This window comes from Paraburkholderia flagellata, assembly GCF_021390645.1.
Classification (GTDB): Bacteria; Pseudomonadota; Gammaproteobacteria; order Burkholderiales; family Burkholderiaceae; genus Paraburkholderia; species Paraburkholderia flagellata.
The window spans coordinates 1,613,834-1,639,883 of the sequence record NZ_JAJEJT010000001.1; the positions used below are offsets into that span (position 1 = coordinate 1,613,834).

A 26,050-nucleotide genomic window follows, 5' to 3' on the forward strand; every position below is an offset into this window, starting at 1 on the left:
CGTCGAGCGCCGCCGGCCGGCCGCGTTGGTCCAGTGCGGCCGCCTTCATCCCCATTATTTTGCACTGTTTTGCGGCGCTGCCGGGCTCGCCGTAGAGAGGCCAGCCTGCGTCATGCGCGCCGTCAGGTCCTTGATCGCGTCGGGCGCCTTGTACTGGCGCGCGAAATCGAGCGCCGTCATGCCGATCTGGTTCTTCGTGCCAAGCGTCGCGCCGTGTTCGAGCAGCATCTGGATCGTCGTGAGATGGTCGCCGCGAGCGGCCATCATCAGCGGCGTCGTGCCGTTGGGGGACAGCGCGTTGACGTCGGCCGAATAGCCGATCAGGAGTTTCGCGACGTCGTCGTTGCCGTTCGCGGCGGCGTAGTGCAGCGGCGTCCAGCCCTTCTTGTTGACCTCGGCGCCCTTGGTGATGAGGAGCTTCACGAAGTCCACGTCGCCGTTGAGCGCAGCCAGCATCAGCGCGTTTTCGCCTGCGCGGTCTTCGGCGGCGATGTTCGTCTTCGGGTTGTCGAGCAGCACCGCGCCGACCTTGTCGGACTTCTCGCGCGCGGCGATCACGAGGAGCGGCATGCCCTGGTTGTCCGTGGCGTTCGGGTCCATGCCTTCTGCGAGCGCCTTTTGCACGCCCTTGTCGTCGTCGAACTTGACGCTCTTGATGAGCGAGTCGATCGGCGCGGCGTGTGCCGCGGCGCCAAACAGCGTGGCGGCGACGCCGAGCACGAGCGCGGCGGCATTGCGGCGGACAGGGTTGGTGGCGTGCGGAAGCGGTTTCGAGTTCATGTCAAGCCTTAACGTTATCTGCTATCTCGTTGATATTTAACACCATTGACAGCATGCGGTTCGCGATTCAGGCCTGAGGCTGGATCTTGAAGAGCCGGAAAAAATTCTGTGTAGTGACAGCGCCAAGTTCGGCGTCCGGCAACCCGCGTTGCTGCGCAATGAATCTTCCGACATGGCTGACGTACGCAGGTTCATTAGGTTTGCCGCGAAATGGCACTGGCGCAAGGTATGGCGAATCGGTTTCGATCAACAGGCGCTGGATCGGCACGCGGCGCGCCACCTCCTGCACATCCGTCGCGCTCTTGAACGTCACGATGCCCGAAAGCGAGATGTAAAAATTCTGCGCGAGCGCGCGCTCGGCAATCGCCCAGGGTTCCGTGAAGCAATGCATCACGCCGCCGGGCTCGCCCGCGCGCTCCTCTTCCATGATGCGCAGCGTGTCGTCCGACGCGGCGCGCGTGTGGACGATGAGCGGTTTGCCGGTGGCGTGCGCCGCGCGAATATGGGTGCGAAAGCGCTCGCGCTGCCATTCCATGTCGGCGATCGTGCGCTCGCCCAGGCGAAAGTAATCGAGCCCCGTTTCGCCGATCGCGACAACTTTCGGATGCTCGGCCAGCTCGACCAGTTCGGCCACGCTCGGCTCGCGCATGTGTTCGTGGTCGGGATGCACACCCACCGACGCGTAGACGTTCTCGTAGCGGCTCGCGATGTCGAGCACCGACGGCAGCGTTTCGAGGTCCACCGACACGCACAGCGCGTGCGTGACCGCGTTCTCGCGCATGTTCTCGAGCACCTGCGGGAGGCGGTCGCCGAGGCCCTCGAAGTTGATGTGGCAATGTGAATCGACAAACATGGGTGGTCCTGCGATGAAAGATTCAGGCCTGCGCGTGAGCGTCAGGCGAACAGTTCACGATAGCCGAGAAAGAGTTCCTCGAACACGAGGCGCGCATTCAGCGGATGGTTTTCCACGGCGCGCTGGCGCGTGACCGTTTTCAGGTAGCGCGCCAGCGCCGCAGCGTCGAGCTTCGCGGCGCAGCGCGCGAGGCCGCTAGCGGCCTGCGGGAAGTAGCGCGGGCGGCCTGCCGTGTGTTGCGCGAGCAGATCGTAGACCCAACGCTGCAGCCAGCCGAGCACGAGCGGCACCGGCAGCTTTTGCAGCGTCTCGCCACAGGCAAAGGCGTCGCAAGCCGGGCCCGCCGCGAGCTGGGTCAGCGTCCAGTCGCGCAGCGTGCGGTTTTCGTCGTGCGCGAGCGCAAGCGCCGCGAGCGGCGCGCCACCGGCCTCGGCGAGCAGAGCCGGCGCGTCGTCCACGCCCTGCTGAGCGAGCCAGGCCGCGGCGGCTTCGGGCGCGGGCGTGCCCATTGGCCACTGGCGGCAACGGCTGATGATGGTCGGCAGCAGGCGGTCGATACGCGCCGATACCACGAGGAACACCACGCCCGCGGGCGGCTCTTCGAGTGTCTTCAGCAGCGCGTTCGCGGCGGCGACGTTGAGCGCCTCGGCCGGATACAGCACGACCACGCGCAGGCCGCCGCGGTGCGAACCTACGCCCGTGAAGTCGAGCAGCGCGCGCACCTGCTCGATGCGGATTTCCTTGCTCGGCGCGCGGCCTTTCTTGCCTTCTTCGCCGTCGCCCTTGTCAGCCTTCTCGGCCTTGGCGTCATCGTCGCCGGCCTGGCCGATCTCGCCCGCCAGGGCCTCCGGCACGACGATGCGGTAATCCGGATGATTGCCCTGAACAAACCAGTTGCACGCCGCACAGGCGCCGCACGGCTCGCCGTTGGCCTGCGGCGCTTCGCAGAGCAGTCCCTTCGCCAGGTGCTGAGCGAACTGGAGCTTGCCGATGCCCGCCTGGCCGTGCAGCAGAAGCGCATGCGGCCAGTGGCTGCGCAGTTGTTGCAGCCGTTGCCAGTCGTCGGTTTGCCAAGGATAGATCATCTTCGAAATCAATCGGTTAAACGATTTTTATGAAAATTTACATGAAAGTCATGCGGCCATATAAGAACGCCAAATATCGCCTTGAAATCAAAGCGCTGCGATCACATCCTCGAGTTTCTTGCGAATTACGTCGATGCCCTGCGACGAATCGACGATCGCGAAACGGTACGGTGCCTCTTCCGCGCGGCGCAGGTACTCGGTGCGCGTGCGCTTGAAGAACGCATCGGATTCGCTTTCGAAGCGGTCGGGCTCGCGCGCCGCGCCGCGCCGCTCGCTCGCCGTGTCGGGCGGCAGGTCGAACAGCACCGTCAGGTCCGGCTGGAAACCGCCCTGCACCCAGCGCTCCAGCGTTTCGAGCTTGTCGCGCGGCAGCCCGCGGCCGCCGCCCTGGTAGGCGAAGGTGGCGTCGCTGAAGCGGTCGGACAGCACCCAGTCGCCGCGCGCGAGCGCGGGCTCGATCACCTTGGCGAGGTGCTCGCGGCGCGCCGCGAACATCATGAGCGCCTCGGTTTCGAGGTCCATCGGCTGATGCAGCACGAGTTCCCGGATCGACTCGCCAAGCGGAGTGCCGCCCGGTTCGCGCGTCATGACGACCGTGCGGCCCGAGGGCGCGAGTTTCTCGGCGAGCTGATCGCGAAACCAGGCGAGATGCGTGGTCTTGCCCGCGCCGTCGATGCCCTCGAACGTGATGAATCGGCCCCGCGCCATTTAATTACCCCGGATGAATTTGTCGACGGCCTTGTTGTGGTCGACAAGATTGTCAGAAAAAACGCTGCTGCCGTCGCCGCGCGCCACGAAGTACAGCGCAGCCGTCGATGCCGGATTGAGCGCCGCCTGGATCGCCGCGGCGCCGGGCAGCGCAATGGGCGTGGGCGGCAACCCCAGGCGCAGGTAGGTATTGTAAAGAGTGTCCGACTGCAGATCGTGCTTGCGCAAATGCCCCGCGTAGTTGTCACCCAGGCCGTAGATCACGGCCGGATCGGTCTGCAGCGGCATGCCCACTTTCAGGCGGTTCGAGAACACGGCCGCTACGAGCGCGCGGTCGGCAGCGCGGCCCGTCTCCTTTTCCACGAGCGAAGCAAGCGTCAGCGCTTCGTAGGGCGACTTGAGCGGCAAGCCGGGCGCGCGCGCGGTCCACGCTTCGTTCAGACGCGTCTGCATCAGGCGATAGGCGCGGCGATAGACGTCGAGATCGCTCGAACCCTTGTCGAAGAGATAGGTGTCGGGGAAAAACAACCCCTCGCCGCTGCCGTTCGGCGCGGGCGGCGCGCCGATCGCGGCAAGCAGTTCGGCGTCGCTCATGCCAGCCGTGTCGTGGCGCAGCGCGGGGTTCGCGTCGAGTTCGGCCCGCATGTGCTTGAAGGTCCAGCCTTCGATGATGGTGGCCACGGACTCGTTGACGTCGCCGAGCGCCATCTTCTGCAGCACCTCATACGGCGTGACACCGGCCTTGAACTCGTAGTTGCCAGATTTCAGCTGGCTCTGCAGGCCGAGCACGCGTGTCATGAGCACGAAAAGCTGCGTCTGCACGGGCACGCCGCCGCGCCGCAATTGCAGCGTGACACTGCGCACGGTGCTATGCGGCTTGATGGTGACGTCGAGCTGAGGGGCGGCAAGTTCGAGCGGCGTGGTGGCCCAGCGCCATACGCCGGCCGCCGCAGCGGCACCAATCACGACTAGCGCGGCGCCGGCAACAAGGCATTTCTTCAGGAGGGACATGGAAACACGACTCAGGGGGACCTCATATAATAACTGCTTGCCTTCGCTAAAGTCAGGATTGACTGTTCCCCGAATCCATGAACTCACCGCTTGATCACGCTTCCACGCTTTCCGCTGCTGAATTTGCCCCCGCATTTGGTCCTGCGGGCGCAGCCGACTTCGACGCCGTTCTGAAAGGCGGCGCCTACGCGATCCTGCCGCAGTTCGGCGTGATCGACGCCATTGGCGACGACGCCGCGACCTTCCTGCACAGCCAGCTCACCAACGACGTCCAGCATCTCGACGTGGCCGGCGCGCGCCTCTCGGGCTACTGCTCGCCCAAGGGGCGTCTCCTCGCCTCGTTCCTCACCTGGAAGACCGGCGACACGATCCGTCTGCTCATCTCGAAGGACGTGCAGCCGGCGGTGCAAAAACGCCTGTCGATGTTCGTGCTGCGCGCCAAGGCCAAGCTCACCGACGACAGCGACAAGCTGCTCGTGGTGGGCCTGGCCGGCGACGTACGCGGCGCGCTCGCGACTGTGTTCGATGCGCTGCCCGACGGCGTGCACGTGAAAGTGGACGATCCCGCGGGCACGCTCATCCGTGTGCCCGACGCGGCCGGCGTGCTGCGTTATCTGTGGGTCGGCCCGAAGGAAGCCGTGCGGGAGCGCCTCACGAAGCTCGACGGTGCGCTCAAGCGCGTGCCGTCGGCGGTGTGGGACTGGCTCGACATTCGCGCGGGCGAGCCACGCATCACGCAGGCTGTGAGCGAGCAGTTCGTGCCGCAGATGGTCAACTACGACGTGCTGGGCGGCGTGAATTTCCGCAAGGGCTGCTATCCAGGCCAGGAAATCGTCGCACGCAGCCAGTATCGCGGCACGATCAAGCGCCGGACCGCGCTCGCCAATGTGGCAGCGAGTCTGGACGCCGCGCACGCTGGCGTCGAACTCTTCCATTCGGACGACCCGAGCCAGCCGTGCGGCATGGTCGTGAACGCGGCAGCCGCGCCCGAGGGTGGCGTCGATCTGCTCGCCGAGATCAAGCTTGCCGCGCTCGAAACCGGTAGCGTGCATCTGGGCGCCGCGGACGGCCCCGCGCTGCGCGTGCTGCCGCTGCCGTACGCGTTGCCGGCGGAAGTTTGACGCTGCACACTGCATCCACCGCGAGTGAGGCGCCCTGCGTCTCACATTGCCTGGGCACGGCCCCACCCCCGACCCTGCAAGGGCCAACTCCATGTGCCTGATCGTCTTCGATTGGCGTCCGCGCGCGAGCGCCGGCGCGCTTTTCACGCTCGCGGCCAACCGCGACGAGTTCCTGCGCCGCACCGCCGATCCATTGCACTGGTGGAGCGACTCGGACGACGTCACGTCGCCGGGCAGTTCCGCAACGGGCGTGCTGGCGGGCCGCGATCTCGTGGGCGGCGGCACCTGGCTTGGCATGACGCGCAGCGGCCGCTTCGCCGCGCTCACGAACTATCGCGCGCCGAACGACATGCGCCCCGACGCGCCCACGCGCGGCACGCTCGTCTCGCGCTGGCTCACCGGCGCACAAGGTCTGCCCGATACACCGCTCGGCTATCTCAACGAGATCGCACGCTCGGGCGATCTCTACAACGGCTTCAATCTGATCGTCGGCGACTGGGCGAGACGAGAGCTTGCGTGGTACTGCAATCGCGCGGACCGTGCGCCCGCCTTGCTGCCCGAAGGCACGCACGGTATTTCGAACGCCGTGCTCGACACGCCGTGGCCCAAGCTCGTGCGCAAGCGCGCCGAACTCGCGCAACTCGCGGGGGGCGACGCGCAAGTGCCGCTTGCGCGATTCGTAGACATGATGCGCGACCCGCAAGTCGCGCCCGACCGCGACTTGCCCGCAACGGGCATTTCACTGGAACGCGAACGCGCGCTTTCCGCGGCATTCATCGAAACGCCCGACTACGGCACGCGCGGCACCACGGCGCTGCGTGTCATGCTGCGCGGCAGCCTTCTGGATGTGGAAGCGCTGGAGCGCTCTGACGACGACGGCTCGCATCGCGTCGTCCGCCCGGGCGCGTTCGAGCGCCACGAGACCTACACGGTCGAAAGAGGCTAGGCGCGCTTCAGTCGCCCGTTCCGAGCGCCGCGCGCAGCGCGTGGGCGGCCTGCTGCTGCGCGCTCCGCGCCTCGTCGATGAACGCGCCCATCTTGATGAACTCGTGAATCACGCCGTCGAATCGCACGAGTGTGACCGCGTTGCCCGCATCGCGCAGCTTTTGCGCATAAGCCTCGCCTTCGTCCATGAGCGGATCGAATTCAGCCACACCGATCCACGCCGGCGCGACGCCGCGAAAGTCCGGCTCGCCGCGCGTGCCGTCGAGCGGCGCGAAGCGCCAGTCGTCGCGATCTGCCTCGTCGCGTACGTAGTGATCGAAGAACCACTGGATCGTCGGCGCGGTCAGCAAATAGCCATCTGCCAGACGCTTGTGCGATTCGGTCTGCTGATGCGCGCTCACTGCCGGATAGATCAGCAGTTGCAGCACGGGCGCGATACCCGCGTCGCGTGCGAGCACCGCGCAGACCGTCGCGAGCGTGCCGCCGGCACTGTCGCCGCCCACGGCGAAGCGCGAGGTATCCAGCGCGTATTCGGCCGCGTGCGTGTGGAGCCACGTGTAAGCGTCGAAGGCGTCGTGCACGGCGCTTGGGAAACGATGTTCGGGCGCGAGCCGGTAGTCCACGGAAAACACGGCGCAGCGCGCGTCGCGCGCAAACATGCGGCAGAGCGCATCGTGCGTGTCCACGCTGCCGATCGTGAAGCCGCCGCCGTGATAGTAGACGAGCACGGGCAGCAGCTCTGCCCAGTGCGGCTCGACCGGCAGATAAAGACGCGCGCGGATCGTCGCGCCGTCACGCATTGGCACCTGCAGGTCTTCCACGCCATGCATCGGCGCAGACGGGATTTCGAGCACCGTCGCGCTCTTTTCATACTCGGCGCGCGCCTCCTGCGCCGTCTGCTCGTGATAAGGCGCGCGGCCCGTGCGGGCCACCATGTCGAGCACAAGCGCGATCTTCGCGGTGAGAGGCATGGCACGGACCCCGTGCGCCGCTTTTTATTGCGGCGCTTTCTTGACTTCAGGTTTGAGCGAGAGCGGGTCGGTCGGGTTGCGCAATGTTTCGATATCCTCATGACGCAGCTTCACCGAAGCGAGAATCTGCGGATGCGTGAGGATATAGAAGCGCCCTTCCCGCACGGCTTCGAACGTCACCTTTGCGACGTCGTCGGGCGTGAGCTTGCCGGAGCGCACCGCGCGCTGCAACTGCAGATCGGCGGCCTGCTGCGAGCGCGTGAGCGGCGTTTCGTTGCGCAAGTCTTCGGGGCGGCTGCGCTCGGCGTTCGCAATGCCGGTCGGGACGAAGGCCGGACACAGCAGCGAGCAGCTCACTTTGTCGGTCACGTTCTTCAGGTCGTGATACAGCGTTTCGGTGAGCGAGACCACTGCATGCTTCGACGCGTTATACACGCCCATGGCGGGCGGCGAAAGCAGCCCCGCCACCGAAGCCGTATTGACAATATGCGCGCGCTCGCCCTGCGCGAGCATGGCAGGCGTGAAGCTGCGCACGCCGTTGGCCACGCCCATCACGTTCACGCCGAACACCCAGTCCCAATCCTTCGCGCTGCTTTCCCACACGAAGCCGCCGGTGCCGACGCCCGCGTTGTTGAAAAGCAGATGCACTTTGCCGTAGGCATCGAGCGCAGCCTTAGCGAGTGCGTCAACCTGCGCGGCGTCGCGCACGTCGGTACGCACGCCGATCGCCTGTGCGCCGCCTTCGCGCAATGCATTGACGGTTTCGTCGAGCAGCGCCTGATCGACATCGGCGAGCACGAGCTTCATGCCGAGCGCTGCGGCCTGCTGCGCGAACGCGCGGCCAAAGCCGCTTGCCGCGCCCGTGATGACGGCCACGCGGCCGTCGAACTCAAACGGTTCGGACATTGCGAATCCTGCGGTGAATACAGTGGACGAAAAAAGCGAAGCGCCCTTTCCGGGCGCTTGCGCTGAACAGTGAAACAGTTAGATCAGCTTGACGAGTTGCTTGCCGAAGTTCTGGCCTTTGAGCATACCGAGGAACGCGCCAGGCGCATTCTCGAGCCCGTCGGCCACGCTCTCGCGATACGCGAGCTGCTGCTTCGCGACCAGCGTACCCAGCTCCGTCAGCGCCTGCGGCCACACCTCCATGTGCTCGCTCACGATGAAGCCCTGCACGAGAAGTCGCTGCGTCAGCATCAGCTGCGGATACTTGAGCGGCATCGGCTCGCCGTCGTAGCCTGCGATCATGCCGCACAGCGCGATGCGCCCGAACGCGTTCATGCGTGCAAGCGTGGCGTCGAGCACCGCGCCGCCGACGTTCTCGAAGTAGCCGTCCACGCCGTCCGGCGTCGCGGCCTTGAGGTCCTGATAGAGATTGCCAGCCTTGTAATCGACGCAAGCGTCGAAACCGAGCGTCTCGACGACATAGCGGCATTTTTCCGCGCCGCCCGCAACCCCCACCGCACGGCAGCCCGCGCGCTTCGCGAGTTGGCCGACCACGCTGCCCACCGCGCCGCTCGCCGCGCTCACGACCACGGTTTGCCCGGCCTTCGGCTCGATGATGCGATTCAGGCCGTACCACGCGGTGACGCCTGGCATGCCCACGGGCCCGAGGTACGCGGAAAGCGGCACGTGGGTCGTATCGACGACGCGCAGGTCACTGCCGTTCGACGTGCCGAACTCCTGCCACCCGAACATGCCCACGACCTTGTCGCCGACCGTGAACTTCGCGTTGCGCGACTCGACCACCTCGCCCACCGTGCCGCCGATCATCACCGAGTCGAGCGGCTGCGGCGCCGCATACGACTTGCTGTCGCTCATACGTCCGCGCATGTACGGGTCGAGCGAGAGGTAGTGGTTGCGCACGCGCACCTGGCCCTCTTCGAGCGGTGCGAGCGGCGTGTTGACGAGGCGGAAGTTATCGACGCTCGCGGCGCCTTCCGGGCGCGAAGCGAGCAGGATCTGGCGATTGGTCTGGGTCATGGCGTCCGTGTTGCTTCGTTGGGCGCGGCGAGGCGTTGCAAGCCTGCCGCGCGAGAGAACAGCAATCGGGTGCGCACGAGCAAAGCCCTCGCCCGCGCCCGATTGCGCGTGTTAACCGTCGCTCGGTCCCGGCCGTGCGCTGGGGTCGCTGCGCAAACGCTGACGCGTCACGTCGCGGCCCACCGCAAGCCGGCGCATGTACTTGAAGGTGCCGAGCGCCTTGGCGACGAAATGGCCTTCGCTGTCGCGAATCTCGCCTTCGCAATAGGCCATGGTGGTGGAACGGTGCAGCACGCGGCCGGTGGCGCGCAATTCGCCGCGCCCCGGCTGCATGAAGTTCACTTTCATTTCGACGGTGACGACGCCCACGCCATCGGCGGCGACGCTACGTGCCGCCATCGCAAGTGCAACGTCGGCGAGCGTCATCGTCACGCCGCCGTGCGCGACGTCCCACGTATTCAGATGCCGCTCGGCGAGCGGCAGCACGACTTCGCTCACACCGTCGCGCGCGCTCACGAGTTGCGCACCGAGATGCTCGACGAAGGGACTCTCGATGATCGTGAGCGACGTTTGCGGGTTTTGCTGCGCTTCGCCTGCTGGCGAGCCGCCGCCCGGGGATTGATCTGCGGTACCGATCATGATGCGCTTCAGACCACGTAATCCACGCACTGACGCGACTCGACCACGAGCTTCGCAAACTGCTTCACGACGAGATGCTCGGGGTGGTCCTGATAGCCGTCGAGCGCGGCCTGATCGGCGAAGTCGGAAACGAGCACGAGGTCGAACGTGGAAGCGAGACCCGGCCCGGCCACACCGACTTCGAGGTGCAGCGTGCCCGGCACGAGGTTGCGGCAGCCTTCGAGCAATGCCTTGAACTTCACGACATTCTCGGCACGCGTCGCGCCTTCGGCCGACTCCTTGAGCTTCCACATCACGATATGACGAATCACGAACTCACCTCTTCTGTCTGCATGGGAACAGGCGCCGCACCGTGCGCGCGCCGATAGCCGTCATGATACCCGCAGCGGTTCTAGCGCGAGAGCGGCCAGGCAGGTGGCCTGGCCGGGACGGCGGCAGACTCTCGCGAATCCGCCGCGCCTTGCGTCAAACGACTTCGAAGAGGCCAGCCGCGCCCTGTCCGCCGCCAATGCACATCGTCACCACGACGAACTTCGCGCCGCGGCGCTTGCCTTCGATGAGCGCGTGGCCCGTGAGGCGAGCGCCCGACACGCCATACGGGTGGCCGACGGCAATCGCGCCGCCGTTCACGTTCAGGCGGTCGGCCGGAATGCCGAGCTTGTCGCGGCAGTACAGTACCTGCACCGCGAACGCTTCGTTCAGCTCCCACAGACCGATGTCCTCGACCTTCAGGCCCGTCTGCTTGAGCAGCTTGGGCACCGCGAACACGGGACCGATGCCCATCTCGTCCGGCTCGCATCCCGCCACGGCGAAGCCGCGGAAAATGCCGAGCGGTTGCAGGCCTTCGCGCTCCGCGACCTTCGCGTTCATCACGACGCAGGCGCTCGCGCCGTCCGAAAACTGGCTCGCGTTGCCGGCGGTGATGACGCCGCCTGGCATCGCCGTGCGAATCTTCGACACGGCTTCGAGCGTGGTGTCGGCGCGGATGCCTTCGTCGGCGGCGATCATCACTTCCTTCGTGACGAGTTGGCCCGTCGCCTTGTCGGCAACGCCGGCGAGCACCGTCATCGGCACGATTTCGTCGTTGAAGAGGCCCGCCGCCTGCGCCGCCGCAGCACGCAACTGCGACTGAACGCCGTACTCGTCCTGGCGCTCCTTCGAGATTTCATAGCGCTTCGCGACATTCTCGGCCGTTTGCAGCATGCTCCAGTAGATTTCGGGCTTGTGCTGGTTGAGCCAGCCTTCGGCCATCATGTGGCGGTTCATCTCGTTCTGCACGCACGAGATCGACTCTACGCCGCCCGCGACGAACACGTCGCCTTCGCCCGCAATCACGCGTTGCGCGGCGAGCGCGATCGTCTGGAGTCCAGACGAACAGAAGCGGTTCACAGTCATGCCTGGGACGCTCACGGGCAGGCCCGCGCGCAGCGCGATCTGGCGCGCGATATTCCCGCCGGTCGCGCCTTCGGGGTTCGCGCAGCCCATGATCACGTCTTCCACGCGGGCGGGGTCGATCTTCGCGCGCTCGACGGCGGCTTGCGTCACATGCCCGCCAAGCGTGGCGCCATGCGTCATGTTGAAGGCGCCCTTCCAGGATTTGGCGAGGCCCGTGCGGGCAGTCGATACGATTACGGCGTCAGTCATGCGATGTCTCCCACTACGAATATTGAATCCAGAGGATGTCTTTGATCGAACGTTCAAGCGGACAATGCCAGCACCTCGGCCGATTGCGCACGCTTCACGCCGGCAGCAAGCAACTGCTCCCACGCGGCGGCAAGTGAGCCGTTCAGGTCGATGGCGCGCGAGGCGTCTTCGATCAGCGCGGTTTCGAAGCCCGCGGCGCGCGCGTCGAGCGCGGACCACGCCACGCAATAGTCAGTCGCGAGGCCGCAGCAGTACACGCGCTTCACGCCTACGTCGCGCAGATAGCCCTCGAGGCCCGTAGGCGTCTTGCGGTCGGCTTCGAGAAACGCGGAGTAGCTGTCCACGTCGGCGTGATGGCCCTTGCGGATCACCGCGCGCGCATGCGGCACGTTCAGGTCGCGATGCAGCGCCGCGCCTTCGGTGCCCTGCACGCAATGCACGGGCCATAACACCTGCTCACCGTAGGGCAGCGCCGTCGTCTCGAACGGCGCGCGCCCCGCGTGATTGGCCGCAAACGAAACGTGCTGCGCCGGGTGCCAGTCCTGCGTGAGCACCACGTGGCTGAAGCCCTGCGCGAGCCGGTTGGCGACCGGCACGACTTCATCGCCATGCGGTACGGCAAGCGCGCCGCCCGGCATGAAGTCGTATTGCAGGTCGATCAGCAGGAGCACGTCGTCTGCGCTTCTCATGATGTTCGTCCGCCTGTTCACTCTCGAGAAAACTTAGTTGAACGTACCGCCATTGGCAGCCAGTTCGACGATCGAAGGCGCGACTTCCCACGCCTCGCCATTGCGCTGCTGCGCATAGCGGCGAATGGCGCGCTCGACGTTGTAGAGGCCGACCGTGTCGGCGTACAGCATCGGGCCGCCGCGCCACAGCGGGAAGCCGTAGCCCGTGAGATAGACCATATCGACGTCGGACGCCTTCGAGGCGATGCCCTCTTCGAGAATCTTCGCGCCTTCGTTGGCGAGCGAGAACACGAGACGCTCTACGATTTCCTCGTCGCTGATCTTGCGCCGCTCGACACCGGCTTCCTTCGAGTACGCCACGATCATGTCGTCCACGAGTTTCGATGGCAGCGCGTTGCGCTCACCTGCCTTGTAGTCGTACCAGCCCGCGCCGGTCTTCTGCCCGAAGCGGCCGGTTTCGCACAGGCGGTCGGCGATCTTCGAGTACTTCATGTCCGGATGTTCCTGATAACGGCGCTTGCGAATGGCCCAGCCGATATCGTTGCCGGCCAGATCGCTCATGCGGAACGGGCCCATCGCGAAGCCGAACTTCTCGATCGCGCGATCGACCTGCGCAGGCAGCGCGCCTTCTTCGAGCATATAGAGCGCCTGGCGCACGTACTGCTCGATCATGCGGTTGCCGATGAAGCCATCGCACACGCCCGAAACCACGGCCGTCTTGCGGATTTTCTTCGCGACCTGCATGACGGTGGCAAGCACGTCTTTGGCCGTTTCCTTGCCGCGCACGACTTCGAGCAGCTTCATCACGTTGGCAGGACTAAAGAAGTGCAGACCCACCACGTCCTGGGGACGCTTCGTGAACGCCGCGATCTTGTCGACGTCGAGCGTCGAGGTGTTCGAGGCGAGAATCGCGTGCGGCTTGGCGACTTCGTCGAGGCGCTTGAACACCTGCTCCTTCACGCCCAATTCTTCGAACACTGCTTCGATGATGAGATCGGCTTGCTTGAGGTCGTCGTAGGAGAGCGTCGGGCTGATGAGCGCCATGCGCGCTTCCAGCTTCTCCTGCGTGAGCTTGCCCTTTTTGACCTGGGCTTCGTAGTTCTTGCGGATCGTAGCGATCCCGCGCTCGAGCGCTTCCTGCTTCGTTTCGAGCAGCGTGACCGGCACGCCCGCGTTGAGGAAGTTCATCGTGATGCCGCCGCCCATCGTGCCCGCGCCGATCACGGCCACCTTCTGCATGTCGCGCGTAGGCGTGCTCGACGGCACATCGGGAATCTTGCTCGCGGCGCGCTCGCCGAAGAACGCGTGGCGCAGCGCTCGGCTTTCCGGCGTCTGAACGAGTTCGAGGAAGCATTCGCGCTCGAACACGAGCCCCTTGTCGAAGCCCTGCTTCACGCCGGCCGCGATGGCATCGACGCACTTCACCGGCGCGGGATAGTTCTTCGCCATCGCGCCAACGGTGTTGCGCGAGAACTGCAGGAAGCCTTCGGCGTTCGGATGCTCGATCTTGCGGTTGCGCACGAGCGGATGCGGCCCTTGCTTGTCGGCGGCCTTGCGCGCGAAAGCGACTGCCTCTTCGAGCAGATCGCCTTGCGCCATGGCGTCGAAAAGCCCTGAATTCGCGAGCTTTTCACTCATCACCGGCGCGCCCGTCACGATCATGTTGAGGGCGGCCTCGAGGCCGATCGCACGCGGCAAGCGCTGCGTGCCGCCGGCGCCCGGCAGAATGCCGAGCTTCACTTCCGGCAGCGCGATCTGCGCGCCCGCCGCGGCGATACGGTAGTGCGCGCCGAGCGCCAGTTCGAGACCGCCGCCCATGGCCACGCTGTGGATCGCGGCCACGACCGGCTTCGCACTCTTTTCGACTTCCTTGATGACGGTGTGGAGCGTGGGCTCCTGCATCGCCTTGGGCGTGTTGAATTCGGTGATGTCCGCACCGCCCGAGAACGCCTTGCCGGCGCCCGTAATCACGACGGCCAGAACGGCCGGATCGCTCGCGGCGCGTGCGAGGCCCTCGACAATGCCCGCGCGGGTCGAATGCCCGAGGCCGTTGACGGGCGGATTATTGAGCGTGATGACGGCGACGCCGTCGCGAGTCGTGTAGTCCACTGCCATTTGCCTGCCTCCATGCTTGCGGGCCGCGATGTGCGTAGTCGGTTTCATTGTCCGACATTCCCGGTCAGCTGGCAGAATACCCAAAAAAGAACGTTCGTTCAATTTTTTGCTGCGCTGCGGATGCCAGGGTTTGTACTGAACGCACAAATCTGGCGAGTCGGCGGGTAAAAGTCGGAAGAAAAAAAACGCAGCCAGAGGCTGCGCCGGAGAACCTTGCGCGGCTGCGCGGTGTGGTTTAGTCGCGTTTCGCGATGTCTTGCACCGGATCGAACGGACACCCCTCGAGCGCGAGCGCAGTCGGCAGCACGTACGAGCGGAACTGCTCGCGTAGCTTGAGCTTTTGCAGCTTGCCCGTTGCCGTGTGCGGCAGTTCGTCGACGAACACGGCGTCGTCGGGCTGCCACCATTTCGCGACCTTGCCTTCGAAGAAGGCCAGCAGTTCCTCACGCGTGACCGCGGCGCCGGGCTTCTTCACCGCAACGATGAGCGGCCGCTCGGTCCAGCGCGGATGCGCGCACGCAATGCACGCGGCCTCCGCGATGGCCGGATGCGCCACTGCGATGTTTTCCAGGTCGATCGAGCTGATCCACTCGCCGCCCGACTTGATCACGTCCTTGCTGCGGTCGGTGATGTGCAGGAAGCCGTCGGGGTCGATCGTGGCGACGTCGCCCGTGGGGAACCAGCCCTCCACGAGTGGCGAACCGCTTTCCTGCCGGAAGTAGCGGTCGATCACCCACGGCCCGCGCACATGCAGGTCGCCGAACGTCATGCCGTCCCACGGCAATTCCCGGCCATCCTCGCCGACGATCTTCATGTCCACGCCGAAAATCACGCGCCCTTGCTTTTCGAGCAACGCGTGCTGGGCTTCGCGGGGCCGCTTCGACTGCTCCCAGTTGAGCCTCGAAAGCGTGCCGAGCGGCGACATCTCCGTCATGCCCCAAGCGTGGATCACCTGCACGCCGTAGTCGTCCTCGAAACTGCGCAGCATGGCGGGCGGACACGCCGAGCCACCTATCACCGTGCGGTTGAGCGTGGAAAAGCGCACACCCGCGCCGCGCATATACGCGAGCAGACCGAGCCAGACAGTCGGCACGCCGGCCGAGGCCGTCACGCCTTCGGCCTCCATGAGTTCGTAGAGCGACTTGCCGTCGAGATCCTTGCCGGGCAGCACGAGCTTCGTGCCCGCGAGCGGGGCCGCATGCGGAATGCCCCACGCATTCACATGGAACATCGGCACGACAGGCAGAATCGCGTCGAGCGCGGAAAAGCCCATCGCATCGGGCAGCGCGGCGGCGTAGGCGTGCAGCACCGAAGACCGGTGCGTGTAGAGCGCGCCTTTCGGGTTGCCCGTGGTGCCGGACGTGTAGCAAAGGTTCGACGCGCTGCGCTCGTCGAGTTCGGGCCACGTGTAGTTGCCGTCCTGCGCCGCGAGCAGCGTTTCGTAGCAGAGCACTTCCGTGCGCATTTGCGGTCGATGCGATTCATCGCACAGCGCGATCCAGCCGCGCACGTTCGGGCATTGCGGTGCGAGCGTGTCGACGAGCGCGGCGAACGTGATGTCGAACAGCACATAGCGGTCGTCGGCGTGATTGACGATCCAGGCGATCTGCTCGGGAAAAAGCCGCGGATTGATGGTATGGCACACGGCGCCGAAGCCGGTCACGCCGAAATAGGCTTCGAGATGCCGATAGCCATTCCAGGCCAAGGTGCCGACGCGCTCGCCCGGCGCCACGCCAAGCGCGATGAGCGCCTGGGCGAGTTGCTTCGAGCGTGCCTCGCACTCGCGATACGTGTAGCGATGAATATCGCCCTCGATACGGCGCGAGACGATCTGCGCGCTGCCATGATGGCGCGCCGCATGCGCGATCAACGACGGGAGCGTGAGCGGCACATCCATCATCTGTCCCAGCAGCGGCGCACTCATCGTTGGCGGTCTCCTCGCGTGGATCGGCGTTGTGTGTCGTTGTCTTTCGCGTTTTACTTTCGCGTTCTACTTTCGCGTATCGTGTGGCGCGCCAGCAGGCTTCGAACGTGCCCCAGCACGCCGGCGGGTGCGGAATTACAATATCGAGTATTCAACAGGCCCTCAATATGTCGTTTTCACCAGGCACTACCGAATCCAACAGCGGCTCGTCCGCTACGCACACGCCCGCCACCGGTCCGCTCGCCGACTTCGAACGCGCCTTGATCGTGCCGCGCGACGACGCCTTCGCCGCGCTCGGCGCCCGCTTTTACACGCGGCTGCCCGGCGCGCCGCTGCCCGCGCCCTACGCCGTCGGCTTTTCGAAGGACATGGCCGCGCAACTCGGGCTCGATGCATCCGCTGCTGCCGACCCCGCGTTTGCCGAGTTCTTTTGCGGAAATTTCACGCGCGAGCGCTCGCCATCGGCCATGTCGTACGCAACGGTCTACTCTGGCCACCAGTTCGGCGTATGGGCTGGCCAGCTCGGCGACGGCCGCGCGCTCACGCTCGGCGAGGTCGAATACGAGGGCAAACGCAACGAGATCCAGCTCAAAGGCGCGGGCCGCACGCCCTACTCGCGCATGGGCGACGGCCGCGCGGTGCTGCGCTCGTCGATCCGCGAATTCCTGTGCTCGGAAGCCATGCATCATCTCGGCATTCCGACCACGCGCGCGCTCACGGTCATCGGCTCCGACCAGCCGGTGCGCCGCGAGGAGATGGAAACGGCCGCCGTCGTCACGCGCGTGTCACCGAGCTTCGTGCGCTTCGGCCACTTCGAGCACTTCTACTCGCACGACGACGTGGACGCGCTGCGCGCGCTCGCCGACCACGTGATCGCGCGCTTCTATCCGCAACTGCGCGAAGCCGACGACCCGTACCTCGCCCTGCTCGACGAAGCGGTGCGCAGCACGGCGGCGCTGATGGTCGAGTGGCAGGCCGTGGGCTTCTGCCACGGCGTGATGAATACCGACAACATGTCGATTCTCGGCCTCACGATCGACTACGGGCCGTTCGGCTTCATGGATGGTTTCGACGCGAACCACATCTGCAATCATTCGGATTCGCAGGGCCGCTACGCGTACCGCATGCAGCCGCAGATCGGCTACTGGAATCTCTTTTGCCTCGCGCAAGCGCTCGTGCCGCTGTTCGGCGCGCACTACGACATCGCCGACGAAAAGAAGCGCGGCGAGCGCGTGGTGGCCGACGCGCAAGGCGTGCTCGAGCGCTTCAAGGGGCACTTCGCGCCCGCGCTCGAAGCGCGCATGCGTGCGAAGCTCGGCCTCGAAAACGAGCGCGAAGGCGACGATGCGCTGGCGAACAAGCTGTTCGAAATCATGCATGCCAACCGCGCCGATTTCACGCTCACGTATCGCAATCTCGCGCGCGTGTCGAAGCATGACGCGAGCGGCGACACGTCAGTGCGCGATCTCTTTCTCGATCGCGCCGCGTTCGACGCGTGGGCCGCCGAGTACCGCGCGCGCCTTGCGCACGAAACACGCGATGACGCCGCGCGCGCCGAGGCGATGAATCGCACGAATCCGAAATACGTGCTGCGCAATCACCTCGCGCAAACGGCGATCGAGCGCGCCGCGCAAAAGGACTTCAGCGAGGTCGAACGGCTCGCGAAGGTGCTGGAGCGGCCCTTCGACGAACAGCCGGAGCACGCGTCGTACGCAGGGCTGCCGCCCGACTGGGCCAGTTCGCTCGAAGTCAGTTGCTCTTCGTGAGCGCGCCCCCATCTACGTGATCCTTGTTTCCCACCCGACAGGAACCCAACATGAGCCAGGACGACCATAACTCCACCGCCTACCCGGGCTACAAAGCCGACGAGCAATGGCGGGAGCAGCTCGACGACACGCAATACCAGGTCACGCGCCACGCCGCGACCGAGCGCGCGTTCACGGGCAAGTACTGGGACCACTTCGACCGGGGTGTGTACGACTGCGTGTGCTGCGGCACGCCGCTCTTCGAGTCCGACACGAAATTCGACGCGGGCTGCGGCTGGCCGAGCTACTTCCGCCCGATCAACGGCGAGGTGATCGAGGAGAAAACCGACCGCACGCACGGCATGCTGCGCATCGAGGTGCGGTGCAAGAACTGCGGCGCGCATCTCGGTCACGTATTCGAAGATGGTCCGGCCCCGACGGGCCTTCGGTATTGCATCAATTCGGCTGCGCTACAATTCGAGCCCAAGTGAACGCTGGCAAGGCTGCCCCGCGCGGGGCGCGACTGGGTGAAACAGGGCCTTGAAAGCGTCGTGCCCTCTTTTGCAGGGGCTCATTTCGTAAACTCTCAGGCCGATAATGAAATTCCTGTTTGATCTGTTTCCGATCATCCTCTTTTTCGTCGCCTTCAAGCTGTGGGGCATCTTCACGGCGACGGCCGTGGCGATCGGCGCGACGCTCGTGCAGATCGCGTGGGTGGCGTTCCGCCACCGCAAGGTCGACCCGATGCTGTGGCTTTCGCTTGGCATCGTCGTCGTGTTCGGCGGCGCCACGCTGATGCTGCACGACGAAACCTTCATCAAGTGGAAGCCCACGGTGCTTTACTGGGCGTTCTCGGTCGTGCTGCTCGTTTCGCAAGTGGCATTCGGCAAGAACCTCATCGAAGCGATGATGGGCAAGCAGATCACGCTGCCGCCGCGCATCTGGACGCAACTCAACTTCGTGTGGTCGATCTTCTTCGCGCTGCTCGGCATTCTCAATCTCTTCGTGGCGTTCCACTTCTCCACAGACGCGTGGGTCGACTTCAAGCTCTTCGGCGCGACCGGCATTCTCGTGGTGTTCATCGTCGGCCAGAGCCTGTGGCTTTCGCGTTACATGAAGGAAGAAGAATGAGCGACGTCTTTCTCAACGCCAGCCCGGCTGAGCGCATGGCGCTCATCGAAACGCGCCTCACCGCGGCGCTCGCGCCCGTTTCCATTGAGGTGCGCGACGACAGCGCGCAGCACGCCGGACACGCCGGCGCGGCTGCCGGCGGTCACTATCATGTCACGATCGTTGCGCTCGCATTCACGGGGAAAGCCCGCGTGGCAAGGCATCGCATGGTGTATGATGCGCTGGCCGAGGCCATGCAGCGCGGCATCCACGCACTCGCGATCACGGCGCTCACGCCCGAAGAAGCCGCGGCGCTGCCCCGGTAAGCCCCACGTTAGATTTCGACCTTTTTGTTCGCCATTTTGGTTCGCCCCGTTAGGACTTTCCGATGACCTTGAAGAAGACCCATCTCTGGGTGTTGCTGGCTGCGTGCGCGGCGGCTCCCGCCTTTGCGCAGAACATCGCCGTCGTGAACGGCACGCCGATTCCCAAAGCGCGCGCCGATGCGCTGATCGACCAGCTCGTGCATCAAGGCCAGCAGGATTCGCCGCAGTTGCAAATGGCCGTGCGTGAAGAACTCGTGAACCGCGAAATCCTCATGCAGGAAGCCATTCGCGAAGGCATTCCGAACAAGCCGGACGTGAAGGCGCAAATCGCCGTGGCACAGCAGACCGTCGTGCTGCGCGCGCTGATCGAAAACTTCGTGAAGAACAATCAGCCGACCGACGCCGAAGTCAAGGCGCGCTACGACCAGCTCACAAAGGACGCGGGCGGCAGCGAGTACCACTTGCATCACATCCTCGTGGACAACGAGCAGCAGGCCAAGGACCTGATCGCGAAGATCAAGGCCGGCGCCAGCTTCGAAGACCTCGCAAAGCAGTTCTCGAAGGACCCGGGTTCGGCCAAGAATGGCGGCGACCTCGACTGGTCGGATCCGAAGGCTTATGTGCCGGAATTCGCTGCCGCGGCCACGCATCTGCAGAAAGGCCAGATCACCGATACGCCGGTGCATACGCAGTTCGGCTGGCACATCATCCGCGTGGACGACATCCGTGCGGTGACGCCGCCGCCGCTCGAGCAGGTGCGCCCGCAGATCGTCCAGCAAATCCAGCAGGAAAAGCTGCAGGCCTTCGAAGAGAATCTGCGCAAGCAAGCGAAGATTCAGTAAGGCGGCTCTGGCTGCTGTTAAAAACCCCGCGACCTTCGAAGGCGCGGGGTTTTTGTTTGCGGCTACGCGTTGAGCTCGTAGCTCGTGCTGCGGCCACCACCCTCGGTTTTGCGCAGCACGCCGCGCGCCACCAGATCGTTGATGTCGCGTAACGCCGTATCGGACGAACACCTGGCGATGGCGGCCCACTTCCCGCTCGTGAGCTTGCCTTCGAAGCCGTCGAGCAGACGGTTGAGCAGCTTGACTTGCCGCTCGTTGAACGGCGTCGTGGCCCAGTCGCGCCAGAAACGCGCCTTGCCGAGCACGGCGTCCAGCGTGATCTGCGCCTGATCGACCGCGCGATGCAGCGCGTCGAAGAACCAGGCGAGCCACGGCGTGACATCCATCGAGCCGCGCTGCGTGCGCTCCAGTATGTCGTAATAGCCCTTGCGCTCCCGCTGAATCTGCGCGGAAAGGCTGTAAAAGCGCTGCGCACTGCCGTCCGCGCGCGCGAGCAGCAAGTCACCGATGGCTCTCGCCACCCGGCCATTGCCGTCGTCGAACGGGTGCAGCGTCACAAACCATAGATGACCGAGGGCGGCCTTGATTAGCGGCGGCTCTCGTGCCGGGCCGTTGAGCCAGTCGAGAAAGCGCCGCGTCTCGGCTTCGAGCCGGTTCGCAGGCGGCGCTTCGAAATGCACGCGTTGACGGCCAATAGGGCCCGAGACCACCTGCATGGGCCCGCTCGCGTCATCGCGCCATGCGCCGACGTTGATCCGCGAGAGACCGGCGTAACCCGTAGGGAACAGCGCGGCGTGCCAGCCGAACAGGCGCTCGCGCGTGACCGCCGCGCGGCTGTTGGTCGTCGCGTCGAGCACCATTTCCACCACCCCTTCCACGTGACGGTCCACCGGCGCGAGCGCTCCGATGTCCACGCCCATTCGACGCGCGATGGACGAGCGCACAGAGGCGACATTGAGCTGCTCGCCCTCGATCTCGCTCGTCTTGAGCACGTCCTCTGTGAGGGCCGCGAGGCTCGCCTGATCGCGCAGCGCCATGCCGACATCGGCCAGCCGGCCTACCAGCAAGCCTTGGGCGCGGCTGACCTCGGCCATTGGCTCGGCAAGCGCCGTCAGATCGAAGCGCCACCGTGGCCAGTCGCTGGCTTGCCAGATGTAGGTGTATTCGCCGCTATTCATGCGGTGATTATGAGACGTATTCGCCGCACGCACAAGCTAATCGCCGCGAAAAGTGCGGCGATTAGCGTCGCTATTCGCCGCAAGCCCGCACCGGTCAGTACTAGAAAGGCAAAAACCCCGGCCCGCACTCGCAATGGAGGCATTGGCCGGGGTTTTCCGCCGGGGCGTGCCCCTCGCGTCAAACGTCCGCGCGCGGTCCGGTCAGCGTGTTAGCCCAACCACTTGCGCGCGTTCTGGAACGCACGCATCCACGGGCTCGCTTCGCCCCAGGCTTCGGGGTGCCAGCTCATCGTCACCGTGCGCTGCACGCGCTCGGTGTGCGGCATGAGCACCGTGAAGCGGCCGTCGGGCGTCGTGACCGACGTGATGCCTTGCGGCGAGCCATTCGGGTTGAACGGGTAAGCTTCCGTGGCCTGGGCGCGATGGTCGACGTAGCGCATCGCCACGGCCACCTTCGAAATGTCGCCCTGCTGCGAGAAGTCCGCGAAACCTTCGCCGTGCGCGACCGCCACCGGAATGCGCGAGCCTTCCATACCGTTGAAGAAGATCGACGGCGAGCCCTGCACTTCCACGAGCGAGAAGCGCGCTTCGAACTGTTCCGACTTGTTGCGCGTGAACTTCGGCCAGGCTTGCGCGCCCGGGATCATCGAGGCGAGGCTCGACATCATCTGGCAGCCGTTGCAGATGCCGAGCGCAAACGTGTCCTCGCGCGCGAAGAACGCCGCGAACATGTCCGCGAGCTTCGCGTTGAAGCGGATCGTTTTGGCCCAGCCTTCGCCTGCGCCCAGCACATCACCGTACGAGAAGCCGCCGCAGGCCACCGCGCCCGCGAAGTCGGCGAGTGTGGCGCGGCCTTCGAGCAGATCGCTCATGTGGACGTCGTGCGCGTCGAAGCCCGCGCGGTCGAACGCATACGCGGTTTCGAGGTGCGAGTTCACGCCCTGCTCGCGCAGGATCGCCACGCGCGGACGTGCACCCTTGCCGATGAACGGCGCTGCGATGTCCTCGGCCGGATCGAACGTCAGATGCGGCTGCATGCCCGGATCGGCGGCGTCGAGAAGCGCGTCGTATTCGGAATCGGCGCATGCGGGGTTATCGCGCAGGCGCGCAATGCGCCAGCTCACTTCGCTCCACACACGCTGCAGTTCGGCGCGCGGCGCATCATAGATGCGCTTGGCGTCGCGGTAGATTTCGATCGAGTCGCGCGGATTCAGCGTGCCGATCACGTGCGAGCAGACCGACAGACCGTGTGCGCGCAGCACTGCCATCACGGCATCGCGCTGCTGTGCCGGCACCTGGATCACCGCGCCGAGTTCTTCGGAGAAGAGCGCACGCAGCGTGCGGTCTTCGCGGCGGCCGCTTGTCTGCTTCGCCCAGTCCTTGGCGTCGCCGTAATCGGATTCGTGCTCGCTGTCGAGCGTGAGCATGTCCACATTCAGCGACACGCCGGTGTGGCCCGCGAAGGCCATTTCGCAAACCGTCGCCCACAGACCGCCGTCCGAGCGGTCGTGGTACGCGAGCAGTTGCTCGTTCGCGTTCAGTTGCTGGATGGCCGTGAAGAACTGCTTGAGGTCTTCTGCGTTGTCGACGTCGGGCACCGCGTCGCCCACTTGCTGCGTGACCTGCGCGAAGATGCTGCCGCCCATGCGGTTCTTGCCGCGACCCAGATCGATGGCGATCAGAACCGACTCGCCCACTTCGTCGACGCGGCGCAGTTGCGGCGTGAGATGGCGGCGCACGTCGTCGACCGGCGCGAACGCGGAGATGATGAGCGAAACCGGCGCGACCACTTCCTTCGCCACGCCTTCCTCGTTCCACTTCGTGCGCATGGAGAGCGAATCCTTGCCCACCGGAATGCCGATGCCAAGCGCCGGGCACAACTCCATGCCGATCGCCTTCACGGTGTCGTAGAGCGCGGCGTCTTCGCCCGGTGCGCCGCACGCGGCCATCCAGTTCGCGGAAAGCTTGAGCTTGTCGAGCGACAGGATTGGTGCGCTCGCAATGTTGGTGATCGCCTCGCCCACGGCCATGCGGCCCGATGCGGGCGCATCGATCACGGCGAGCGGCGTACGCTCGGCCATCGTCATCGCTTCGCCCTTGTAGCCGGCGTAATCGAGCGCGGTGATCGCGCAGTCGGCCACCGGCACCTGCCACGGGCCGACCATCTGGTCGCGCACCGTCGTGCCGCCCACCGAGCGGTCGCCGATGGTGATGAGGAAGGACTTGCTGCCAACCGTCGGGTGACGCAGTACGCTCTTCGCGACTTCGTCGAACGAAACACCCGTGACTTCGACCGGCGCGAGCGGCACGCTCGCGTGCTCGACGTCGCGATGCATGCGCGGCGGCTTGCCGAGCAGGATGTCCATCGGCATGTCGACCGGCTGGTGGCCGCCGTTGGCCGCGAGCGCCTGCTCGTCGGTGTCGATGAGCTTCAGGTCGCGTGCGTCGGTTGCGACACCCACGACGGCGAACGGGCAACGCTCACGCTCGCAGATCGCCTCGAACTCCGCCAGATCGGCGGGCGCGATGGCGAGAACGTAGCGTTCCTGCGATTCATTCGACCAGATTTCACGCGGCGAAAGACCCGATTCTTCGAGCTGTACCTTGCGCAGTTCGAAGCGCGCGCCCTTGTCGGCGCCGTCGACGAGTTCCGGGAAGGCGTTGGAAAGGCCGCCCGCGCCCACGTCGTGAATGCTCAGGATCGGGTTGCGCTCGCCCAGTTGCCAGCACGAGTTGATGACTTCCTGCGCGCGGCGCTCGATTTCCGGGTTGCCGCGCTGAACCGAGTCGAAGTCGAGTTCGGCGGTGTTGGTGCCGGTCGCCATCGAACTGGCCGCGCCGCCGCCCATACCGATGCGCATGCCCGGGCCGCCGATCTGGATCAGCAGCGTGCCGGCCGGCAAGTCATGCTTGTGTGTGTGCTGCGCGCTGATGTTGCCGAGGCCGCCCGCGATCATGATCGGCTTGTGATAGCCGCGCACGGTGCCCGCAACGTTTTGCTCGTAGGTGCGGAAGTAGCCGCCGAGGTTCGGGCGGCCGAATTCGTTGTTGAACGCGGCGCCGCCGAGCGGGCCGTCGATCATGATCTGCAGCGGCGAGGCGATGCGGTCCGGGCGGCCATAAGCGCCCTGCGTGTCGGCGGGATTGCGCAGCGTAAGCGGCACGGCCGCGTCGCGGGCGTCTTCCCACGCTTCGCGCGCGTCGGGCAGATCGAGGTTCGAGACCGTGAAGCCCGTGAGCCCCGCTTTGGGGCGCGCGCCGCGGCCCGTCGCGCCTTCGTCGCGGATTTCGCCGCCCGAGCCCGTGGCCGCGCCGGCGAACGGCGAGATCGCCGTGGGGTGGTTGTGCGTCTCCACCTTCATCAGCGTGTGCGTGAGTTCGGTGTGGCGGCCATATTGTTCGCCCGGCGTGCCATCGGCGTTGTTCTTGCGCGGGAACCAGCGCTCCGCGACCGCGCCTTCCATGATCGACGAGTTGTCCGAGTACGCGACGATCGTGCCTTGCGGGCTGATCTTCTCGGTGTTGCGGATCATCGCGAAGAGCGACATATCCTGGTCCTGGCCGTCGATCGTCCAGCTCGCGTTGAAGATCTTGTGGCGGCAGTGTTCGCTGTTGGCCTGCGCGAACATCATCAACTCGACGTCGGTCGGGTTGCGCTCGAGCTTCTTGAAGTTCTCGACGAGGTAGTCGATTTCATCATCGGCGAGCGCGAGGCCCAGTTCGCCGTTGGCCGTCTCCAGAGCAGCACGGCCTTTGCCCAATACGTCGACCGTCTGCATCGCACGGGCCGGCAGTTCGTCGAACAGGTGCAGCGCCGCGTCGCGCGAAGGCGCCACGCTTTCCGTCATGCGGTCGTGCAGCGCCGCGGCGACGGCCGCGTGCGCCTCTTCTGAAAGCGTCTTCTTGCCGCCGAGCAGGCCCGACTTGAGGACCACGGTGTATTCGACGCCGCGCTCGATGCGGCGCACTTGCTCGAGGCCGCAATGATGCGCGATGTCCGTGGCTTTGCTCGCCCACGGCGACACAGTGCCAAAACGCGGCACGACGAGGAACGTGAGCGCGCTGCCGCGCTCCTGCGGGGCCGCGAACGGCGCGCCGTAGTGCATCAGCGCTTCGATCTTCGCGCTGTCATCAGGGATGAGCGGCGTAGCCGAATTGACGAAATGCAGATACTGGCCGTGCACGCCGACGATGTTGGCGTCGATACGCTGAAGCGTCTCGAGCAGGCGGGTCTGACGGAAGTCGGAAAGGGCCGAAGCGCCGGGGAAACACGAGAAGTGGGCCATGGACTGGGGCGTTGCGTCGAGGTTGCGTCAGAGTTGCGTCGCGGCTTCGCCTCGCGCGAAACACGTCGCAAGGTGGCGATGCGTCGCGCGGGGAT

At 65.5% G+C, this 26,050-nt stretch carries 23 protein-coding genes; 7 read left to right on the forward strand and 16 right to left on the reverse strand.

From position 1 onward, the window contains the following. Window positions 1-54: 54 nt before the first annotated feature. The 5 genes from L0U83_RS07075 to mltG form a co-directional block, all read right to left on the reverse strand. Window positions 55-780 carry an ankyrin repeat domain-containing protein gene (locus L0U83_RS07075; protein ID WP_233881556.1) on the reverse strand — a complete coding sequence of 242 codons (726 nt, stop codon included), beginning with the start codon at window positions 778-780 and terminating at the stop codon, window positions 55-57. A 67-nt stretch (window positions 781-847) separates the two neighbouring features. Further along, window positions 848-1,633, reverse strand: a complete 786-nt coding sequence (locus L0U83_RS07080; RefSeq protein WP_233881557.1) for a TatD family hydrolase — start codon at window positions 1,631-1,633, stop codon at window positions 848-850. Window positions 1,634-1,674: 41 nt separating this feature from the next. Further along, a complete protein-coding gene (locus L0U83_RS07085) occupies window positions 1,675-2,718 on the reverse strand; it encodes a DNA polymerase III subunit delta' (RefSeq protein ID WP_233881558.1) in 1,044 nt (347 codons plus the stop codon). Between the two features lie 87 nt (window positions 2,719-2,805). Further along, window positions 2,806-3,426 (reverse strand): dTMP kinase, encoded by a 621-nt coding sequence (gene tmk / locus L0U83_RS07090; RefSeq protein WP_233881559.1) that lies wholly within the window; start codon window positions 3,424-3,426, stop codon window positions 2,806-2,808. Then, window positions 3,427-4,437, reverse strand: a complete 1,011-nt coding sequence (gene mltG / locus L0U83_RS07095) for an endolytic transglycosylase MltG (protein WP_233881560.1) — start codon at window positions 4,435-4,437, stop codon at window positions 3,427-3,429. Between the two features lie 77 nt (window positions 4,438-4,514). On the opposite strand from mltG, the gene ygfZ reads away from it, so the two are divergent. Both ygfZ and L0U83_RS07105 read left to right on the forward strand, forming a co-directional pair. Next, window positions 4,515-5,558: a CAF17-like 4Fe-4S cluster assembly/insertion protein YgfZ gene (ygfZ, locus tag L0U83_RS07100; protein ID WP_233881561.1), complete on the forward strand. Its 1,044-nt coding sequence runs from the start codon at window positions 4,515-4,517 to the stop codon at window positions 5,556-5,558. Window positions 5,559-5,649: 91 nt separating this feature from the next. Next, window positions 5,650-6,504: an NRDE family protein gene (locus L0U83_RS07105; RefSeq protein ID WP_233881562.1), complete on the forward strand. Its 855-nt coding sequence runs from the start codon at window positions 5,650-5,652 to the stop codon at window positions 6,502-6,504. A 7-nt stretch (window positions 6,505-6,511) separates the two neighbouring features. On the opposite strand, the gene L0U83_RS07110 is transcribed toward L0U83_RS07105, so the two are convergent. The 9 genes from L0U83_RS07110 to L0U83_RS07150 form a co-directional block, all read right to left on the reverse strand. Beyond that, entirely contained in the window at window positions 6,512-7,474 is a 963-nt protein-coding gene (locus tag L0U83_RS07110; protein WP_233881563.1) for an alpha/beta hydrolase, read from the reverse strand. A gap of 24 nt (window positions 7,475-7,498) precedes the next feature. Further along, window positions 7,499-8,380, reverse strand: a complete 882-nt coding sequence (locus tag L0U83_RS07115) for an SDR family oxidoreductase (protein WP_233881564.1) — start codon at window positions 8,378-8,380, stop codon at window positions 7,499-7,501. Between the two features lie 78 nt (window positions 8,381-8,458). After that, window positions 8,459-9,457 carry an NADP-dependent oxidoreductase gene (locus L0U83_RS07120; protein ID WP_233881565.1) on the reverse strand — a complete coding sequence of 333 codons (999 nt, stop codon included), beginning with the start codon at window positions 9,455-9,457 and terminating at the stop codon, window positions 8,459-8,461. A gap of 111 nt (window positions 9,458-9,568) precedes the next feature. Next, window positions 9,569-10,015, reverse strand: a complete 447-nt coding sequence (locus L0U83_RS07125; RefSeq protein WP_233883767.1) for a PaaI family thioesterase — start codon at window positions 10,013-10,015, stop codon at window positions 9,569-9,571. An 89-nt stretch (window positions 10,016-10,104) separates the two neighbouring features. Next, window positions 10,105-10,407: a Dabb family protein gene (locus L0U83_RS07130; RefSeq protein WP_201696983.1), complete on the reverse strand. Its 303-nt coding sequence runs from the start codon at window positions 10,405-10,407 to the stop codon at window positions 10,105-10,107. Between the two features lie 154 nt (window positions 10,408-10,561). Further along, complete coding sequence (locus L0U83_RS07135; RefSeq protein WP_233881566.1) at window positions 10,562-11,740, reverse strand: acetyl-CoA C-acyltransferase; 1,179 nt, start codon at window positions 11,738-11,740, stop codon at window positions 10,562-10,564. A 53-nt stretch (window positions 11,741-11,793) separates the two neighbouring features. After that, on the reverse strand, window positions 11,794-12,429 hold the full coding sequence (gene pncA / locus L0U83_RS07140) for a bifunctional nicotinamidase/pyrazinamidase (RefSeq protein WP_233881567.1): 636 nt from the start codon (window positions 12,427-12,429) through the stop codon (window positions 11,794-11,796). A gap of 33 nt (window positions 12,430-12,462) precedes the next feature. Continuing rightward, window positions 12,463-14,544 carry a 3-hydroxyacyl-CoA dehydrogenase NAD-binding domain-containing protein gene (locus tag L0U83_RS07145; protein ID WP_233881568.1) on the reverse strand — a complete coding sequence of 694 codons (2,082 nt, stop codon included), beginning with the start codon at window positions 14,542-14,544 and terminating at the stop codon, window positions 12,463-12,465. A gap of 235 nt (window positions 14,545-14,779) precedes the next feature. After that, the gene (locus L0U83_RS07150; RefSeq protein ID WP_233881569.1) at window positions 14,780-16,468 is read right to left on the reverse strand and encodes a 3-(methylthio)propionyl-CoA ligase; all 1,689 of its coding nucleotides are present in this window, start codon (window positions 16,466-16,468) and stop codon (window positions 14,780-14,782) included. Window positions 16,469-16,635: 167 nt separating this feature from the next. Between L0U83_RS07150 and L0U83_RS07155 the strand changes: the two genes are divergently transcribed. From L0U83_RS07155 to L0U83_RS07175, 5 genes are all read left to right on the forward strand, one after another. After that, window positions 16,636-18,234 (forward strand): protein adenylyltransferase SelO, encoded by a 1,599-nt coding sequence (locus L0U83_RS07155; protein WP_233881570.1) that lies wholly within the window; start codon window positions 16,636-16,638, stop codon window positions 18,232-18,234. A 50-nt stretch (window positions 18,235-18,284) separates the two neighbouring features. Further along, entirely contained in the window at window positions 18,285-18,704 is a 420-nt protein-coding gene (msrB, locus tag L0U83_RS07160) for a peptide-methionine (R)-S-oxide reductase MsrB (RefSeq protein WP_158757819.1), read from the forward strand. A 106-nt stretch (window positions 18,705-18,810) separates the two neighbouring features. After that, window positions 18,811-19,344: a septation protein A gene (locus tag L0U83_RS07165; protein WP_042269484.1), complete on the forward strand. Its 534-nt coding sequence runs from the start codon at window positions 18,811-18,813 to the stop codon at window positions 19,342-19,344. Continuing rightward, window positions 19,341-19,649, forward strand: a complete 309-nt coding sequence (locus L0U83_RS07170) for a BolA family protein (RefSeq protein WP_233881571.1) — start codon at window positions 19,341-19,343, stop codon at window positions 19,647-19,649. The genes L0U83_RS07165 and L0U83_RS07170 overlap by 4 nt, the downstream gene beginning before the upstream one ends. 62 nt (window positions 19,650-19,711) lie before the next feature. After that, on the forward strand, window positions 19,712-20,491 hold the full coding sequence (locus L0U83_RS07175; protein ID WP_233881572.1) for a peptidylprolyl isomerase: 780 nt from the start codon (window positions 19,712-19,714) through the stop codon (window positions 20,489-20,491). A gap of 62 nt (window positions 20,492-20,553) precedes the next feature. Here the strand turns inward: L0U83_RS07175 and L0U83_RS07180 are convergent, their stop codons facing one another. Next, window positions 20,554-21,669, reverse strand: coding sequence for a Fic family protein (locus L0U83_RS07180; RefSeq protein ID WP_233881573.1), 1,116 nt, complete (start codon window positions 21,667-21,669; stop codon window positions 20,554-20,556). Window positions 21,670-21,878: 209 nt separating this feature from the next. Next, window positions 21,879-25,955 (reverse strand): phosphoribosylformylglycinamidine synthase, encoded by a 4,077-nt coding sequence (purL, locus tag L0U83_RS07185; protein WP_233881574.1) that lies wholly within the window; start codon window positions 25,953-25,955, stop codon window positions 21,879-21,881. Between the last annotated feature and the right edge of the window lie 95 nt (window positions 25,956-26,050).

What these genes read in the sequence shown, in the direction of transcription:
- L0U83_RS07075 (WP_233881556.1), bottom strand. Translation starts at nt 780, where the DNA reads ATGAACTCGAAACCGCTTCCGCACGCCACCAACCCTGTCCGCCGCAAT.
- L0U83_RS07080 (WP_233881557.1), bottom strand. Translation starts at nt 1,633, where the DNA reads ATGTTTGTCGATTCACATTGCCACATCAACTTCGAGGGCCTCGGCGAC.
- L0U83_RS07085 (WP_233881558.1), bottom strand. Translation starts at nt 2,718, where the DNA reads ATGATCTATCCTTGGCAAACCGACGACTGGCAACGGCTGCAACAACTG.
- tmk (WP_233881559.1), bottom strand. Translation starts at nt 3,426, where the DNA reads ATGGCGCGGGGCCGATTCATCACGTTCGAGGGCATCGACGGCGCGGGC.
- mltG (WP_233881560.1), bottom strand. Translation starts at nt 4,437, where the DNA reads ATGTCCCTCCTGAAGAAATGCCTTGTTGCCGGCGCCGCGCTAGTCGTG.
- ygfZ (WP_233881561.1), top strand. Translation starts at nt 4,515, where the DNA reads ATGAACTCACCGCTTGATCACGCTTCCACGCTTTCCGCTGCTGAATTT.
- L0U83_RS07105 (WP_233881562.1), top strand. Translation starts at nt 5,650, where the DNA reads ATGTGCCTGATCGTCTTCGATTGGCGTCCGCGCGCGAGCGCCGGCGCG.
- L0U83_RS07110 (WP_233881563.1), bottom strand. Translation starts at nt 7,474, where the DNA reads ATGCCTCTCACCGCGAAGATCGCGCTTGTGCTCGACATGGTGGCCCGC.
- L0U83_RS07115 (WP_233881564.1), bottom strand. Translation starts at nt 8,380, where the DNA reads ATGTCCGAACCGTTTGAGTTCGACGGCCGCGTGGCCGTCATCACGGGC.
- L0U83_RS07120 (WP_233881565.1), bottom strand. Translation starts at nt 9,457, where the DNA reads ATGACCCAGACCAATCGCCAGATCCTGCTCGCTTCGCGCCCGGAAGGC.
- L0U83_RS07135 (WP_233881566.1), bottom strand. Translation starts at nt 11,740, where the DNA reads ATGACTGACGCCGTAATCGTATCGACTGCCCGCACGGGCCTCGCCAAA.
- pncA (WP_233881567.1), bottom strand. Translation starts at nt 12,429, where the DNA reads ATGAGAAGCGCAGACGACGTGCTCCTGCTGATCGACCTGCAATACGAC.
- L0U83_RS07145 (WP_233881568.1), bottom strand. Translation starts at nt 14,544, where the DNA reads ATGGCAGTGGACTACACGACTCGCGACGGCGTCGCCGTCATCACGCTC.
- L0U83_RS07150 (WP_233881569.1), bottom strand. Translation starts at nt 16,468, where the DNA reads ATGAGTGCGCCGCTGCTGGGACAGATGATGGATGTGCCGCTCACGCTC.
- L0U83_RS07155 (WP_233881570.1), top strand. Translation starts at nt 16,636, where the DNA reads ATGTCGTTTTCACCAGGCACTACCGAATCCAACAGCGGCTCGTCCGCT.
- msrB (WP_158757819.1), top strand. Translation starts at nt 18,285, where the DNA reads ATGAGCCAGGACGACCATAACTCCACCGCCTACCCGGGCTACAAAGCC.
- L0U83_RS07165 (WP_042269484.1), top strand. Translation starts at nt 18,811, where the DNA reads ATGAAATTCCTGTTTGATCTGTTTCCGATCATCCTCTTTTTCGTCGCC.
- L0U83_RS07170 (WP_233881571.1), top strand. Translation starts at nt 19,341, where the DNA reads ATGAGCGACGTCTTTCTCAACGCCAGCCCGGCTGAGCGCATGGCGCTC.
- L0U83_RS07175 (WP_233881572.1), top strand. Translation starts at nt 19,712, where the DNA reads ATGACCTTGAAGAAGACCCATCTCTGGGTGTTGCTGGCTGCGTGCGCG.
- L0U83_RS07180 (WP_233881573.1), bottom strand. Translation starts at nt 21,669, where the DNA reads ATGAATAGCGGCGAATACACCTACATCTGGCAAGCCAGCGACTGGCCA.
- purL (WP_233881574.1), bottom strand. Translation starts at nt 25,955, where the DNA reads ATGGCCCACTTCTCGTGTTTCCCCGGCGCTTCGGCCCTTTCCGACTTC.